Origin of the sequence: Hymenobacter rubripertinctus, from assembly GCF_003583925.1 — a bacterium.
Lineage (GTDB): Bacteria > Bacteroidota > Bacteroidia > Cytophagales > Hymenobacteraceae > Hymenobacter > Hymenobacter rubripertinctus.
In genome coordinates, this window is sequence record NZ_QYCN01000044.1 from 15,392 (window position 1) to 30,291 (window position 14,900).

Here is a 14,900-nt window from a genome sequence, read left to right on the forward strand (position 1 = left end):
TGCGGCCTCAAGGCCAGGCGCGACCTGGATGAGAAGCTGGCCAGAGGGCTTAAAGAGTTTTGTGTGAGTAGAACAGGAAGAGAAAGAACGGATTATTGGTAGCAGTCAAGGTGACTGAGGAGAAGCAATTGTAAACCGTTCGATACTGGCTTGGTGATATCTACACCCCCACGTAGTTCTGGGGCGTGATGGCGCGCAGCTCCTGCTTCACGGCGTCGGGCACGTCCAGGTCGTCCACGAACTCGCGGATGGTGGCCTGGGAGATGGCGGTGCCGGTACGGGTGAGGGCCTTGAGGGCGTTGTAGGGGTCGGGGTAGTTTTCGCGGCGCAGGATGGTTTGCAGCGCCTCGGCCACCACGGCCCAGTTGGCTTCCAGGTCGCGGTCGAGGGCGGCTTCGTCGAGAGCCAGCTTGCCCAGGCCGCGCTGAAGGGCGGTGAGGGCAATGAGGGCGTGGCCCAGGGGCACGCCCAGGTTGCGCAGCACGGTGGAGTCGGTGAGGTCACGCTGGAGGCGCGAAATGGGCAGCTTGGCCGCCAGGTGCTCCAGCACGGCGTTGGCCAGACCCAGGTTGCCCTCGGCGTTTTCAAAATCGATGGGATTCACCTTATGGGGCATGGCCGAGGAGCCCACCTCACCGGCCTTCACCGTCTGGCGGAAGTAGCCCAGCGAAATGTACTGCCATACGTCGCGGGCCAGGTCGATGAGGATGGTGTTGATGCGCTTGAGGCCGTCGCAGAGGGCGGCCAGGTGGTCGTAGTGCTCAATCTGGGTGGTGGGGTGGCTACGCTGGAGGCCCAGGCGTCCTTCCACAAACTGCTGGGCGAACCCGTGCCAGTCGGTGCCCGGGTAGGCCACGTGGTGGGCGTTGAAGTTGCCGGTGGCCCCGCCGAACTTGGCCCCGAACGGCACCTGGGCCAACAGCTCCACCTGGGCATCGAGCCGGGCCACGAACACCTCGATTTCCTTGCCCAGCCGGGTGGGGGAGGCGGGCTGGCCGTGGGTGCGGGCCAGCATGGGCACGGCGGCCCAGTCCTGGGCGCGGGTGGCCAGCTGGTTGCGCACGGCGGCGTAGGCCGGCAGCAGCGAGTGAATGAGCGCGTGCTGAAGGCTGAGCGGAATGGCCGTGTTATTGATGTCCTGAGACGTGAGCCCGAAGTGGATAAACTCCAGGTACTGGCCCAGGCCCAGGGCCGCGAACTTATCCCGCAGGAAATATTCCACGGCCTTCACATCGTGGTTGGTCACCCGCTCGTGGGCCTTCACGGCCTCGGCGTCGGCAGCACTAAAGCTGGTATAGAGGGCGCGCAAGTCGGCAAACAGGGCCGTATCTACTCCTTGCAGTTGGGGCAGCGGGAGTTCTGCCAGGGCAATGAAGTACTCCACCTCTACCAGCACGCGGTACCGGATCAGGGCCAGCTCCGAAAAATAGGCGGCCAGCGGGGCCGTCTGGCGGTGGTAGCGGCCATCGAGGGGCGAAACGGCGGTAAGGGGCGTGAGGGCGGCGTAGTCGGGAGCAGTGGACATGGATAGTGAGGAAAGTAAGTAGGCAGAGACGGGCCAAAGGTAGCGTAAGCGGGCGGGCGGGCCAATCGGGGCGCGGGCCTTTTTGCTTACCTTTGCCGGGGAAGCCGGGGCGGGCGCGGGCTGCTTCTGGTCCCGCCCGGCCCCGACTTCCCTTCTCTCCGAACTGCGCGCGTGACACCAGCTACCAAGAAAAAAATCGGCATCGGCCTGGGCATCCTGGCGGCCCTGGTCCTCACGGGCCTCGGTATTTTCCTCGTAAAGCGCCAGCAGCTCCTCGAGTATGCCCTCGTGAAAGTGAAGCAACGGGTGGAGCGCAAGTTCCCCGTCACGCTCACCTTTGGGCCGGCCCGGTTCACCGACCTGAACACCGTGCAGCTCGACGGCATGAGTCTGGTGCCCACCGCCACCGCCGACACGCTGCTGCGGGCCCAGACCCTGCGGGCTTCGCTGAGCGTGCGCAGCCTGTTTGCCGGCCGGCCGGTGTTCAGCAACCTCGAAATCGACAACGCCCGCCTTACGGCCCGCAAGGTGAATGAGCAGCAGGATAACTATTCCTTCCTGTATAAGCGCACCAAGGAGGCCCCCCAGGTGCCCCGCGATACCACCAAGGGCACCAACTATGGCCTGCTGGCCAACCAGCTGCTCGAAGCCGCCTTCGACAACGTGCCCGGCGAGGCCGACTTCCGCAACTTCCTGCTAACCTACGACGGCCCCCGTCACCGCGCCCGCCTCGTGATGCCGCGGCTGGCCATCGAGAGCGGCGAAATATCGGGCGAAATGACGGCCCTGATTGACTCGGTGGAAAACCGGGTGGGCATCATCGGCCACATCGACGCCGGCGACTACGAGGTGGATGCCCAGGTGTTCGGCCTCGACAAGCGGCCGGTGGTGCTGCCCTACGTGCAGCGCCGCTACGGGGCCCGCGTGCAGTTCGATACCGTGCGCATCGCCCTCACCGACAAAGACCTGCGCCAGGACGAGCTAAAGCTCAAAGGCACGGCCTCGGCGGTCAACTTCATCGTTAACCACCCCAAGCTCTCCGATCAGGATATCCGGTTTCCGCGCGGCGGCATCGATTTCGTGACCCGCCTGGGCCAGGCCTCGTTTGCCCTCGACAAGGGGACGCGGGTGCTGCTCAACCGTATGGAGTTCTTTCCCGAGTTCAGCCTGCGCCGCCGCCCGGTGCCCGAGCGCGTGATTGGCAAAAACGTGAACGGCCTCACCAGCCGCGACCAGCTGCTGGCCGGTCTGGTGGTGAAGCTCAACGTGGAATCGGCCGAAACCAAGGCCAATGACTTCTTCGATGCCCTGCCCGAGGGCATGTTTGAAACCCTGGAAGGCACCCGGGGCGAGGGCACGCTCCAGTACCGCCTGCGGGCCGCCCTCGACATGAACCAGCTCGACAGCCTGCAATTCGATTCGGGGCTGCGGGCCACCAAGTTCCGCATCACCCGCTTCGGGCGCGAAGACCTGAGCAAGCTCAACGAGCCCTTCCCTTACACGGCCTACAACGACAAGGGCGACTCGGTGAAAACCTTTGCCGTGGGACCCGGCAACCCCAATTTTACACCCTACAACCAGGTTTCCGACTACCTCAAATACGCCATCATGACGGCCGAGGACCCGCGCTTTATGTCGCACCGGGGCTTCATGGAGAAGGCCTTCGTGAAGTCGGCCATCCAGAACCTGAAGGAGCGGCGCTTTGCGAGGGGCGGCAGCACGCTCTCGATGCAGCTGGTGAAAAACGTGTTCCTGACCCGCAAGAAAACCATCGTGCGCAAGGTGGAGGAGGCCCTCATCGTCTGGATTATTGAGAATACCCGCCTGACCAGCAAGGAGCGGATGCTGGAAGTGTACCTGAACATCATCGAGTGGGGACCCAAGATTTACGGCGTCCACGAAGCGGCCGACTTCTACTTCAACAAGCAGCCCGCCAACCTCAACCTGTCGGAAAGCCTGTATTTGGCCAGCATCATTCCGAGCCCGAAACGGTTCCGGGCGGGCTTCAACCAGTACGGCGACCTGCGCGGCTCGGCCCGCTACTTCCGCCGGCTCATTGCCCAGCTTATGGCCCGCAAAGGCTACATCTCCGATGAGGCATACCAGAACGTGGGCGGCGCGGTGAGCTTCAGCGGGCGCGGCCTGCGGGCCATGAACTTCAGCGCCCGCCCCGATACCACCCGCCTGGCCCTGCCCGCCGACTCGGCCGAGTTTGAGCCCCTGAACCTGCTCGACCTGCTCGGCGGCGGCGTGCCCGATGCCCAGCCGGAATGAGGGAGTTCCGTCGGGCCGGGGTTTCGTAGCTCCGACTCTGCTTTCCGGCTCCGGGCTGTTCAAACGCCCCTGCCGTGCGTGCGTGTCCGGCCGGACCCGGATTTCAAAAGCCCTCCCCGCCATGCGGCGAAGAGGGCTTTTTGTGTTTTTGTCGGATAAAAAATACCCATTAATGGGTATTGCGGTTGCGGGCATAAGGTGCTAGGTTTGACAGTCGCACGACCCCGGGCTCAGCCTGCCCCAGACGAGCTTCTTCAACTCTTTCTCACCTTAACTCTCGTGCCATATGCCCACTTCTCCTCAACAATTATTTCTGGGTGTGCTCGGTCTGCTGGCCGTGGCTGCCGCCGATGCGCAGGCCCAGGTGCGGCCCGCCGCTAAAACCACCAGCCAGCTGCTGGGTCTGGTCAATCATCGGCCCGCCACCGCTGGCCAGGCCGCTACCGCCGCGCGGGGCATCACGGCCACCGTCGTACGGCCCGGGCAAGAGGTAGGGTATTACTGGGAAAAAACCACCAACCGCTGGGCCGTGTCCAACAAGCGGCTCAATACCTACGACTCCCAGGCCCGCCTGATCCAGCAGGTGGAGCAGGACTCGGCCACGGCTGCCAACTTCAGCCGCAGCCTGTATGCCTTCAACGCCCGGGGGCAGGAAACCAGCTACACCCAGCAGAACTGGACGAACAACGCCTGGGTAAACAATTACCGCTACCTGACGGACTACGATGCGAACGGTGGCGAAACGCTGTTCCGGAGCCAGAGGTGGAGCGGTAGCGCCTGGGTAACAGAGCAGGCCTACCAAACGGTGAACACGTACAATGCGGCGGGTATTCTGACGCAGCGAATCGATCAGGAGCTGGTCAACGGAGTGTACGTGAACTCGGGCCGGGTAACCTACACCGTGACCAACGGGCAGTGGAGCAGTCTGCTGTCTGAGGATTGGGACAATGGGGCGTGGGTCATTGACGAGCGCATTCTGGACATCGTGTGGTACGACTGGGCCAACCAGCAAGTAGCTTCCTTCCGGGTGCAGACATTCGACGGCACAAACTTCGTGGATGATGGGCGCTTCTCCATTACCTACGGCGCGAACGGCAGTTACGTGGAAATCAGTGAGGAGTACCTGAATGGCGCGTGGGTCAACAGCCGCCGCTACACGACCACCAAGGATAGCCAAGGCAATGAGCTGGCGTATGTGGGCGAAGACTGGGTGAACAATGCCTGGCGGCAAAAGTACGGGGAGCGTTCTACCCTCGTGTACGGAGCCGGCAACGTACTGCTGCGGCAGGCCCGGCAGGAATTCGACGACGTGACCCGGCAGTACGCTAATACCTACCGGACCAACTACTCCAGCTTCCAGACCATCGTGCTGGCGGCCCGCAACGCGGCCCTCGAAGCCCGCGCCGTACTCTATCCCAACCCCACTGCCGGGGTGGTTACGCTGGATATTGCCGGCGTGCAAGGCTCCGCAACAGCCCGTGGCGAAGTATACAACGCCCTGGGCCAGCTCGTGCGGCAGTTTACGGTGCTGCCCCGGGCCAGCAAAATCAGCACCCAACTCGATCTGAGCGGCCTGCAATCGGGCCTCTACACCCTGCGCCTCCAGACCGGCGACGGGACCATCGTTAAGCGCGTGGTCCGTAACTAGCCAGCGCATCCGGCTCACCCCTGAAAAAGCCCCTGACGTGCGTACGTCAGGGGCTTTAGGTTTATAAGGACCTTGCTTGAAAGTACGTGAAGGAAAGAATGAAGCTGTTTAGAAAGTCGAGAGAACGTGATGCAGAGCGCAGCGAAGCCAGCTGGCCAAACCGCTATAATGGCAGTTGCCGACTTTCTGAACAGGTTCGATGTATAGTTCGGGAATAAAAAAAAGCAGACCATACATCTGTGGTATAGTCAGCGTTTTTTTATTTCCGAACTATACATCTGCCCCCCAGGCTTACGAGGCACTCATTCACCGAGTCACTCATTCACCACTTCACTCACTGCTTCCTTCTTCGGGAAAAGCAGCGACAGGATAACGGAGCCGGCCAGAATAAGGCCGACGACGCCTAGGGAAAGACTCAGCCCGACGTGGAAAAGGTCGGCGACGAGCAGCTTGCCGCCAATGAAGACGAGAATGAGGGCCAGCCCGTAGTGCAGGTAGTGGAAGAGGCGCATGAGCCCTTCGAGGGCAAAATACAGCGCCCGCAGGCCCAGCAGGGCAAACACGTTGCTGGTATACACAATGAACGTGTCGCGCGAAACGGCCAGGATGGCGGGGATGGAGTCGGCGGCAAACACCACGTCGGTGGTTTCCACCATCACCAGCACCACCAGCAGGGGCGTGGCGAACAGCACGCCGTTCTGGCGGACGAAGAACTTGCCTTCGTGGAGGCGGTTGGTGATGGGCAGGTGGCGACTCAGGAACCGGACGACCGGGTTGTTTTCGGGGTCGATTTCGGGCTCGCCGCCGCTGGTGGCCATCTTGATGCCCGTGTAGACCAGGAAAGCCCCCAGCACGTAGAGCAGCACGTGGAACTTGGCCAGCAGGGCCGCCCCGACCAAAATAAAGCCGGCCCGCAACACCAGGGCTCCGATAATGCCCCAGAACAGGATGCGGTGCTGGTACTGGGCCGGTACCTTGAAGTAGCTGAAAATGAGCAGAAACACGAACAGGTTGTCTACGCTCAACGACTTCTCGATGAGGTAGCCCGTCAGGAATTCCAGGGCGGCGGCCCGTCCCAGCCAGCGGTACACCAGGTAGTTGAAGCTCAGCGACAGCGCAATCCAGAAGGCGCTCCAGCCCAGGGCCTCGCGCATGCCCACTACGTGGGCGCGCCGGTTGAAGACGAGCAGGTCCAGCAGCAGCAGCGCCAGCACCAACGCATTAAAGGCTACCCAGAAGAGGGGGGAGATTTCCATCGGCAGGAAAGATAAGCGGCCGGCCCGGACCAGGGCGGCCGACTCCCGCTTACTTACCGCGTTTCGGGTCCCGGAGTTGCCGATGCCGTGGCCACAGTGGTGCCCGGATACGCCACCGGGGCCGCTGCGTCGGCCCGGGGAAAACGGCGAAACCAGCTGCTTATTTTCATCTGCACTACCCCAAAAAACGCCTCCTTGAAAATTCCCTTGCTCATTTTAGACGTGCCCCGGGTGCGGTCGGTGAAGATGATGGGCACTTCCTTGAGACGGAACCCGTACTTGTAGGCCAGCCATTTCATCTCAATCTGGAAAGCGTAGCCCACGAACCGGATTCGCTCGCGCGGAATAGCGCGCAGCACCCGGGCCGTGTAGCACTTGAAGCCGGCCGTGGCATCCCGGATGGGCATCCGGGTGATGAAGCGCACGTAGGCCGAGGCGAAATACGACATCAGCACCCGGTCCATGGGCCAGTTCACCACGTTCACGCCCTGGATGTAGCGCGAGCCGATGGCCAGGTCGTAGCCCTGGTGGGCGCAGGCCTCGTAGAGGCGCATGAGGTCCTCGGGGTTGTGGGAGAAGTCGGCGTCCATTTCAAAAATGAACTCGTAGCCCCGGGCCAGGGCCCAGCGGAAGCCGTGCAGGTACGCCGTGCCCAGGCCCAGCTTGCCGGTGCGCTCCTCCAGAAACAGGCGGCCCTCGAATTCGGGCAGCAGGCGGCGCACAATATCTGCCGTACCGTCGGGCGAGCCGTCGTCGATGATGAGCACATCGAACGGCTGCGGGAGCGAGAATACTTTACGGATAATGAGTTCCGCGTTTTCTCGCTCGTTATAGGTCGGTATCAGGACAAGCCCATCAGTCATTGCCACAAAGGTAGAAGTTTGCGCGACGTACCGAAGCGTCGGCCGGCCCCGTGGGAAACCAGCGGCAGGAACAGCTGAAAAGATGCGAAAAAGTCCGCGCGGGTTGCCTGTCCGCAACTCCCCAACCTGCAATAGCCGGAGCCGGTTCGAAAAGCACAGCCTGCCTCTGGCCCGGACTACCGCCCGGCGGCCAGCGTGCCGGCCAGCTGGCGGGCGTGCCGGACGCAGTCGGGCACGCCTACGCCGGCCACCCAGTTGGCCGTGCTGAACAGGCCCTGGGTGCCGAGGGCGGCGGCGGCGGCGTGGGCCGGCCCAATGCGCGCATCGAACTGCGGAATAGCCCGGGGCCAGAAGTAGCGGTGCTGCCACGTGGGCACGGCCCCGGCCCGCAGCCGGTAGAAGCGGCTGAGCTCGGCGTGCACGGCCGCTTTCTGCTCGGCTTCCGGCTCCCGGGCCTGGGTTTCGTACTGGCTGCCGCCCACAAACGTGGTGAACAGCACCTGCCCGGCCGGGGCGCGGCCCGGGAAAATGGAGCTGGTCCAGATGCTGCCGGCGGCGTAGGGCTGCTCGGCCTTGGGGTGGAGGGCCCCGAAGCCGTCGAGGGGGTGGCCCACGTCGGCGCGCTGGTAGGCGGTGTAAATGGCCGTCATGGGTGGGTAGTACACCTGGGCCAGGGCGGCGGCTTCAGCGGGGAACTGCTCTTGGAGCAGGGGCGCGGCGGCGTGGGCGGGCAGGGCCAGCACCACCTGCTGGTAGAGGCGGGGCGCGGGGCCGGCGGTGGTGTCCAGCTCCCAGCGGCCGTCGTCGGCGTGACGGTGCAGGCGGGTCACGCCCTGGCCGAAGTGGGCGCGACGCAGCTTGCGGGCCAGCGTGTCGGGCAGGGTTTGCAGGCCCCCGGCCAGCGTGATGATGCGGCGGCGGCCGGCGGCACTCTTCGTTTTCATCAGTCCGCGCAGCACCGAGCCGTGCTGCTGCTCCAGGGCAGCCAGCTGGGGAAACGTTTTGTGCAGCAGCAGCTGGGCGGGGTCGCCGGCGTAAATGCCCGAAATGAACGGATTCAGGGCGTACTCCACTACTTCTGGGCCGAAGCGGCGGGTGAAGAACTGGCTGAGGGTTTCCTGCGCATCGGGGGCCTGCGGGACCCGGAACAGTTCCCGCACAATGTTCCAGCGGGCTTTCAGGCTGAAAAACGGGCTGGTGAGCAACGCCGGCGGCGAGGCGGGCAGCTTCTGGTACGCGCCCTGGCGCAGCACGTAGCGGTTCTGGCTCACGGCGGCCGCGTCCTGAAGCTGCCCGCCCAGGCCCAGCTCGGTCAGTAACTGGTCCAGCTCGGCGGAGAGTTGCAGGGAGTTGGGGCCGATTTCGAGCAGGTAGCCGCCAAGCTGTTCCGAGCGCAGGTTGCCGCCGGGGCGGGTGTCGGCCTCAAACAGGTCGTAGTCGAGGCCGGCGCGTTGCAGGTACCAGGCCAGGGTCAGCCCCGAAATGCCGCCGCCGATAATTGCTAGGGCCATTTTTGGAAAGTCAGTAAGATCAGAAACAGGAGGGAGGCCGTAAAGGTACAGCCCACCCCGCGCTTGTCGGGCCACCCGGGTCAGGTAACCAGCGCTATTCCCGCGCACGTTTGGCCTATCCTAACCCGCGCTCAGGACCGTAACAGCGCCCGGGGGCAAAAGTACGGCTATACTTGGCCATCAGTAACCACCGCATAGCTTACCACCACCACCAGCATCATGCCCGATTCTGCCCCAGCTCCTACGGCCGTTGAGTTCGGCCGGCTGCCCGACGGCACCGCCGTACTGCTCTACACCCTCACCAACGCCCACGGCCTGCGGGCCACTATCAGCACTTACGGCGGCACGCTCACCAGCCTGCTGGTGCCCGACAAAACCGGCCGGCCCGGCGACGTGGTGCTGGGCTTTGATACGCTGGAGGGCTACCAGAGCCCGGAGTTCCGGAAGGCCAACCCCTACTTCGGGGCCCTGATCGGGCGCTACGGCAACCGCATTGCCCGGGGCCGCTTCTCCCTCGACGGTCAGCCGTACCAACTGGCCCGCAACAACGGAGAAAACAGCCTGCACGGCGGCAACCAGGGCTTCGATAAGGTGGTGTGGGACGCCGTGCCCGGCCTGTCGGCCGCAGGCCAGACGCTCCGGCTGACCTACTTGAGCCCGGCCGGCGAGGAAGGCTACCCCGGCAACCTGCGCGTGACGGTAGTGTACACCCTCACCGCTGACAACGCCCTGCAAATTGACTACTCCGCCACCACCGACCAGGCCACGCCCGTCAACCTCACCAACCACACGTACTTCAACCTGGCCCTGGGCCAGCAGCCCGACGTGCTGGCCCACGTGGTGCGCCTGGCGGCCGACCATTACACGGTGGTGGACGACGACCTGATTCCGACCGGGGAGCTGCGCCCGGCGGAGGACACGCCCTTCGATTTTCGTCAGCCCCGCGCCATCGGGGAGCAGCTGGCCCGGGTGCCCGGTGGCTACGACCACAACTGGGTGCTCAACCCCGAAGCCAAAACCCTCCTGGCCGCTACCGTGTACGAGCCCACCTCGGGCCGGGTGATGGAGGTGAGCACCACCGAGCCCGGCGTACAGTTCTACACCGGCAACTTCCTCGACGGCACCCTGACGGGCAAAAACGGCGTCCGGTACGCGAAGCACGCCGGCTTCTGCCTCGAAACCCAGCACTTCCCCGACTCGCCCAACCAGCCCACGTTTCCGGATACCGTGCTGCGGCCCGGGCAAACGTTTCAGTCGAGCACCCGCTACCGGTTCGGCGTCCGCGTCTGAATGATGGCGGCCAGTACGGCGGGCCAACTACCACCGCCGGTTTATCTTTGTGGCCCTGCGCACTCAATTTCCGCTCTCTGATGATGCCTCTGAACAAAGCCGTATTTCTGGACCGCGACGGCGTGCTGAACCACGAGATGGGAACCTACGTGTGGGAGCCGGAGAAATTTGTGGTCATCGAGGGCGTGGCCGAGAGCCTGGCCCGCCTCAAGGCCGCCGGCTATTACCTCATCGTGGTCACGAACCAGGCCGGCATTGCCCGGGGCCTCTACTCGGCCACCGATGTGCAGGCCTGCCACGCCAAGCTGCAAGCGGCCGTGGGCGGGCTGATTGACGCGCTCTACTACGCCCCCGGCCACCCCAGCGTTTCAGAAAGTCTGCGCCGCAAGCCCGATTCGCTGATGCTGGAGCAGGCCCGCGCCCGGTTCCACCTCGATGCCGCCCGGTGCTGGCTGGTGGGCGACCGGCTGCGCGACATAGCCGCCGGCCACAGAATAGGGGTGCGCGGCATCCTGGTGGGTCCCGACGAAGCCGACGGCTACCAGCCCCACGTGGCCGACCTGCGCGCCGCCACCGACCTGATTCTGGCCGGCGGCTAACCCGGCTTTAAGCGGCCAGAAACAACACCGGCCGTTGCCACCCAAAGGCGGCAACGGCCGGTAGAACGGCGGAGCAGGACAACCCTACTGGGCGCTGACAGCGGGCGCGGTGCTGGCCAGAACCGACGCGGCAACCGGGGCCGCCTGGCGCGTGGCGGGCTTGGTGGCGGAATAGGCCGGGCATTGGTTGCGGCACGAGCTGGCTCCCAGAGAAACCAGGAGTCCGAACAGAAGAAGCTTTTTCATGGCAAAATGCTAAAAGGTGAGCTGAGCGGGGGAGAGCAAGTGCTGTAAGAAGAACCCCCGTTGTAGTCAAACGATTCAATTGCCGCAAAATTGTTGGTGCTCCGAATTTTTTCATCCGGCCGGAATGCAAAGGGCCTGCCTCCGGGGTGGAGGCAGGCCCTTACGGTATGGGCAAGCAGGCCGCAGCCTACTGACGTTCGGGGGTAGTGGCGGCGTGCTGGGCCACAATGGGCGAGGAAACGCGCACCGCGTCCTTGGTGCTGCTGTAGGCCGGGCACTGCGCTTTCTTGTTGCACGAGCCCAGGCCGAGGCCGGCCACGCAGGCGAGGAGAAGAAGTTTTTTCATGAATCTGATAGATGAAGGGCACCGCCCGGAGTACGTGTCGGGGGTAAAGGTAATGTGCCGGGCAACGGCTTGCAACTCAGGAGCAGTCTGGCTTCGGTGAGCACCCCGCCGGGGCCGATAAAAAAACGGGAGCCCCGGCCGGAGCTCCCGTTTCGGCCGGTGGCTGGCGCCGGCGCGGTCCGTTTCGCGGGCTATACCTCGTAACCCAGAATGCGCAGCATCGACTCACCGGTTTGCTCCTCGGCAAACACGCGGTCAGTGAGCGTGCCATCGGCGTCGCGGTCGAGAATCACGATTTTGGGGGCCGGAATCAGGCAGTGCTTCACGCCGCCGTAGCCCGAGAGGCTTTCCTGGTAGGCGCCCGTGTGGAAAAAGCCCACGTAGAGCGGCTCCTTATCAACCGCGGGCTTGCGCTCGGGCAGGAACACCTGGTAGATGTGCTTTTCGGCGTTGTAGTAGTCCTGGGAATCGCAGGTAAGGCCGCCGAGCTGGATTTTCTTGTACTTCTTGTTCCAGCCGTTGAGGGCCAGCATAATGAAGCGCTGATTCAGGGCCCAGGTGTCGGGCAGGTTGGTGATGAACGAGCCGTCAATCATGTACCAGAGCTCCTTGTCGTTCTGAAGCTTCTCATCCAGAATCGAGTAAATGGTCGCCCCGGATTCACCCACCGTGAAGATGCCGAACTCGGTGAAAATATCCGGCTCCGGCACGCCTTCCTCGTCGCAGATGCGCTTGATGGTGCGCAGTACTTCCTCAATCATGTAGGGGTAATCGTACTCCTTCTGAATGGACGTCTGGATGGGCAGGCCGCCGCCAATGTCGAGGGTGGTGAGGGTGGGGCACACCTTACGCAGCTCGCAGTACTGGTGCACAAACCGGCTCAGCTCCGACCAGTAGTAGCTCGTGTCCTTGATGCCGGTGTTGATGAAATAGTGCAGCATCGAGAGCTCGAAGCGCGGGTCGTCCTTGATTTTGTTCTCGTACAAGGCCACCGAATCGGAGTAGCGAATGCCCAGGCGGGAGGTGTAGAACTGGAAGCGCGGCTCCTCGTCGGAGGCCAGGCGCATACCCACGCGGCACTTTTCGCGCACGTTGTCGTGGTAGTAGTCCACTTCGTTCGGCGAGTCGAGGATGGGCATGCAGTTCACGAAGCCGTCGTTGATGAGGCGGGTGATTTCGTGCTTATACTCCTGGGTTTTGAAGCCGTTGCAGATGATGAACGTGTCCTTCTTCACGCGGCCCTTGGCGTGCATGGCCCGGATGATGTTGGTGTCGAACCAGGACGAAGTTTCGATGTGCACGTCGTTTTTGAGAGCTTCCTCCACCACGAAGCTGAAGTGTGAGGCCTTGGTGCAGTAGGCGTAGGAGTACTTGCCCCGGTAGCCGGTCTGCTCGATGCCGCGGGCAAACCAGGCCTGGGCCCGCTGAATCTGGGAGCTGATTTTGGGCAGGTAGGCCAGTCGCAGCGGCGTGCCGTGCTTTTTTACGAGGGCCATCAGATCAATGCCTTCGAAGCGCAGCTCGTTGTTTTCGACCGTAAACTCGTCGGTCGGGAAGTCAAAGGTCTGCGAAATGAGGTCGTGGTAGGTATCCATTGAGGGATGAGGGGGTCAGTTGTTAGCCGTTGGTTGTCAGTTGCTAGTTGCCGGTTGACCGTATTGTTCTGGTTACTGACAACCGACAACTAGCAACTGACAACCAACTTTGCGAACTTGCATCCGCAAAGATACCCTCTCCGCAGGGTTTTGGTTGTGCTTTGTTCGTTGGTGGCGCCGGAGGGTCTGTGCGCGTCAAGCCTGAGGGGAGGTGTCATTCCCTCAATCGGCAAGCATTAAAACCACTCTAACCTCTTTTCTGCCAATGTAGTATGCGACGCATTAAGCTTGTGGAAGTCCGCTCCGAACTAGGGGCCGGTACCCGGGGTGCCAGTATGGGCATCGACGCCCTGAAGGTGGCCTGCCTCAACAAGGGCTCCGATTACTTCCGACGGTTCAACTCGGTGCAGGTGCCCGACCTGAACCACGTGCTCTTCGACCGGAATCATTTCCCGCACGCCCGCCACATCGATTCCATTTATACGGTGCAGAAGGCCATTGCCGGCACCGTGGAACAAACCCTGCGCCTGGGTGAATTCCCCCTCGTGCTGGCCGGCGACCATAGCTCCGCCGCCGCCACCATTGCCGGCATCAAGGCCGCGTATCCGCACAAAACGCTGGGCGTGGTCTGGGTGGATGCCCACGCCGACATTCATTCGCCCTATACCACGCCCTCGGGCAACGTGCACGGCATGCCGCTGGCCATCAGCCTCGGCGACGATAACCGCGCCTGCCAGCGCAACCAGCCCGAGCCGGAAACCGAGTTTTTCTGGCAGCGCCTCCAGGATTTGGGCGAGCCCGGCCCCAAGCTCACCCCCGAGCACCTCGTGTACGTGGTCGTGCGCGACACGGAGGCCGAGGAAAACGCTATTATTGAGCGCCTGGGCATCAAAAATTACCAGCTGGCCGAAGTCAAGGAGAAAGGCACCCGCCAGGTGGCCCGCGAAATTTATGAGCGCCTCCGCTTCTGCGACCTGGTGTATATCTCGTTCGACGTGGACTCGCTGGATTCGCGCTTCAGCAAGGGCACCGGCACGCCCGTCGAGGAGGGCCTCAACGTGGAGCAGGCCATCAGCCTGTGCCGGGCCCTGCTCGAAAACGACCGGGTGGTGTGCTTCGAGATGGTGGAAATCAACCCCACCCTCGACTCGGAAAACACCATGGCCCAGAACGCCTTCGACATCCTCGAAGCCGCCACTGATGCCATTCAGAACCGCCTGCGCATGGAGGAGGTAGTGAGCCGGTAAGTTCCAGTAAAAAAGCCTTCGGCCAAGTGCTGGCCGAAGGCTTTTGGGGACTAAGAAAGCTGTAGGCATTAATGGGCCACGCTCAGGCGCGGTCCGATTGGCTCCCGGTCCATAATGGTCTGTACCCGGTGSCCGACCATGTCGGTAACGTAGGCAGATACCCGACCGGCGGCCAGGCCCGAGAAGCTAATCGTAGCCGCGTCGGTGGCGGGGTTGGGGTACACCCGCACATCGGTGACGGGCGCGGCGGGTGAAGCCGTGGCAGGAGTGAAGGCAGCCGGGCGCAGATTCATGGCCGATGAATAAACAGAACTCGTGCAGAACGCCTGCACGGTAGGCAGGTCGGCTTGCGGCAGCACCCCACAGGGTTGAACGGGCAATTCGCTAAAGCTGGTAACCTGACGGAGCGCTACAGGGAACTTGAGCACGAGCAAGACATTTTGGGTGGTAGCCGAAGCATTTCGCCGCCGCAGGTTAAGCATGAACTTCAGAAATACTGG

At 63.0% G+C, this 14,900-nt stretch carries 13 protein-coding genes; 5 read left to right on the top strand and 8 right to left on the bottom strand.

Annotation, left to right across the window (positions count from 1 at the left end):
• Positions 1 to 160: 160 nt before the first annotated feature.
• Positions 161 to 1,525, bottom strand: coding sequence for an adenylosuccinate lyase (gene purB, locus D0T11_RS19395; RefSeq protein WP_119657470.1), 1,365 nt, complete (start codon positions 1,523 to 1,525; stop codon positions 161 to 163).
• 171 nt (positions 1,526 to 1,696) lie between these two features.
• On the opposite strand from purB, the gene D0T11_RS19400 reads away from it, so the two are divergent.
• Together D0T11_RS19400 and D0T11_RS19405 are read left to right on the top strand one after the other, a co-directional pair.
• Positions 1,697 to 3,799: a biosynthetic peptidoglycan transglycosylase gene (locus tag D0T11_RS19400; protein WP_119657471.1), complete on the top strand. Its 2,103-nt coding sequence runs from the start codon at positions 1,697 to 1,699 to the stop codon at positions 3,797 to 3,799.
• A gap of 286 nt (positions 3,800 to 4,085) precedes the next feature.
• Positions 4,086 to 5,447 (top strand): T9SS type A sorting domain-containing protein, encoded by a 1,362-nt coding sequence (locus D0T11_RS19405; protein WP_119657472.1) that lies wholly within the window; start codon positions 4,086 to 4,088, stop codon positions 5,445 to 5,447.
• 314 nt (positions 5,448 to 5,761) lie between these two features.
• Here the strand turns inward: D0T11_RS19405 and D0T11_RS19410 are convergent, their stop codons facing one another.
• From D0T11_RS19410 to hemG, 3 genes are all read right to left on the bottom strand, one after another.
• Positions 5,762 to 6,703: a TerC family protein gene (locus D0T11_RS19410; protein ID WP_119657473.1), complete on the bottom strand. Its 942-nt coding sequence runs from the start codon at positions 6,701 to 6,703 to the stop codon at positions 5,762 to 5,764.
• A gap of 53 nt (positions 6,704 to 6,756) precedes the next feature.
• Positions 6,757 to 7,566 (bottom strand): polyprenol monophosphomannose synthase, encoded by an 810-nt coding sequence (locus D0T11_RS19415; protein WP_245991043.1) that lies wholly within the window; start codon positions 7,564 to 7,566, stop codon positions 6,757 to 6,759.
• A gap of 176 nt (positions 7,567 to 7,742) precedes the next feature.
• The gene (gene hemG / locus D0T11_RS19420) at positions 7,743 to 9,077 is read right to left on the bottom strand and encodes a protoporphyrinogen oxidase (protein WP_119657474.1); all 1,335 of its coding nucleotides are present in this window, start codon (positions 9,075 to 9,077) and stop codon (positions 7,743 to 7,745) included.
• A gap of 219 nt (positions 9,078 to 9,296) precedes the next feature.
• Between hemG and D0T11_RS19425 the strand changes: the two genes are divergently transcribed.
• Together D0T11_RS19425 and D0T11_RS19430 are read left to right on the top strand one after the other, a co-directional pair.
• Positions 9,297 to 10,367 carry an aldose epimerase family protein gene (locus tag D0T11_RS19425; RefSeq protein WP_119657475.1) on the top strand — a complete coding sequence of 357 codons (1,071 nt, stop codon included), beginning with the start codon at positions 9,297 to 9,299 and terminating at the stop codon, positions 10,365 to 10,367.
• 80 nt (positions 10,368 to 10,447) lie between these two features.
• Positions 10,448 to 10,966: a D-glycero-alpha-D-manno-heptose-1,7-bisphosphate 7-phosphatase gene (locus D0T11_RS19430; protein ID WP_245991046.1), complete on the top strand. Its 519-nt coding sequence runs from the start codon at positions 10,448 to 10,450 to the stop codon at positions 10,964 to 10,966.
• Between the two features lie 84 nt (positions 10,967 to 11,050).
• Here the strand turns inward: D0T11_RS19430 and D0T11_RS22695 are convergent, their stop codons facing one another.
• The 3 genes from D0T11_RS22695 to D0T11_RS19435 form a co-directional block, all read right to left on the bottom strand.
• Positions 11,051 to 11,212, bottom strand: a complete 162-nt coding sequence (locus tag D0T11_RS22695) for a hypothetical protein (protein WP_182888506.1) — start codon at positions 11,210 to 11,212, stop codon at positions 11,051 to 11,053.
• Between the two features lie 187 nt (positions 11,213 to 11,399).
• The gene (locus D0T11_RS22700; RefSeq protein ID WP_182888507.1) at positions 11,400 to 11,558 is read right to left on the bottom strand and encodes a hypothetical protein; all 159 of its coding nucleotides are present in this window, start codon (positions 11,556 to 11,558) and stop codon (positions 11,400 to 11,402) included.
• A 191-nt stretch (positions 11,559 to 11,749) separates the two neighbouring features.
• Positions 11,750 to 13,153, bottom strand: coding sequence for a type III PLP-dependent enzyme domain-containing protein (locus D0T11_RS19435; protein ID WP_119657476.1), 1,404 nt, complete (start codon positions 13,151 to 13,153; stop codon positions 11,750 to 11,752).
• A 272-nt stretch (positions 13,154 to 13,425) separates the two neighbouring features.
• Here D0T11_RS19435 and D0T11_RS19440 point away from each other — a divergent pair, with 272 nt between their 5' ends.
• Positions 13,426 to 14,400 (top strand): arginase, encoded by a 975-nt coding sequence (locus D0T11_RS19440; protein WP_119657477.1) that lies wholly within the window; start codon positions 13,426 to 13,428, stop codon positions 14,398 to 14,400.
• A 68-nt stretch (positions 14,401 to 14,468) separates the two neighbouring features.
• On the opposite strand, the gene D0T11_RS19445 is transcribed toward D0T11_RS19440, so the two are convergent.
• On the bottom strand, positions 14,469 to 14,900 hold a 432-nt coding region (locus tag D0T11_RS19445), incomplete at its 5' end, for a T9SS type A sorting domain-containing protein (RefSeq protein ID WP_220473754.1).

Bases quoted from the DNA above. Each gene is read 5' to 3' on its own strand.
- D0T11_RS19425 (WP_119657475.1), top strand. From the start codon at position 9,297: ATGCCCGATTCTGCCCCAGCTCCTACGGCCGTTGAGTTCGGCCGGCTG.
- D0T11_RS22695 (WP_182888506.1), bottom strand. From the start codon at position 11,212: ATGAAAAAGCTTCTTCTGTTCGGACTCCTGGTTTCTCTGGGAGCCAGC.
- D0T11_RS19440 (WP_119657477.1), top strand. From the start codon at position 13,426: ATGCGACGCATTAAGCTTGTGGAAGTCCGCTCCGAACTAGGGGCCGGT.
- D0T11_RS19435 (WP_119657476.1), bottom strand. From the start codon at position 13,153: ATGGATACCTACCACGACCTCATTTCGCAGACCTTTGACTTCCCGACC.
- D0T11_RS22700 (WP_182888507.1), bottom strand. From the start codon at position 11,558: ATGAAAAAACTTCTTCTCCTCGCCTGCGTGGCCGGCCTCGGCCTGGGC.
- purB (WP_119657470.1), bottom strand. From the start codon at position 1,525: ATGTCCACTGCTCCCGACTACGCCGCCCTCACGCCCCTTACCGCCGTT.
- D0T11_RS19405 (WP_119657472.1), top strand. From the start codon at position 4,086: ATGCCCACTTCTCCTCAACAATTATTTCTGGGTGTGCTCGGTCTGCTG.
- D0T11_RS19430 (WP_245991046.1), top strand. From the start codon at position 10,448: ATGATGCCTCTGAACAAAGCCGTATTTCTGGACCGCGACGGCGTGCTG.
- D0T11_RS19415 (WP_245991043.1), bottom strand. From the start codon at position 7,566: ATGACTGATGGGCTTGTCCTGATACCGACCTATAACGAGCGAGAAAAC.
- D0T11_RS19410 (WP_119657473.1), bottom strand. From the start codon at position 6,703: ATGGAAATCTCCCCCCTCTTCTGGGTAGCCTTTAATGCGTTGGTGCTG.
- hemG (WP_119657474.1), bottom strand. From the start codon at position 9,077: ATGGCCCTAGCAATTATCGGCGGCGGCATTTCGGGGCTGACCCTGGCC.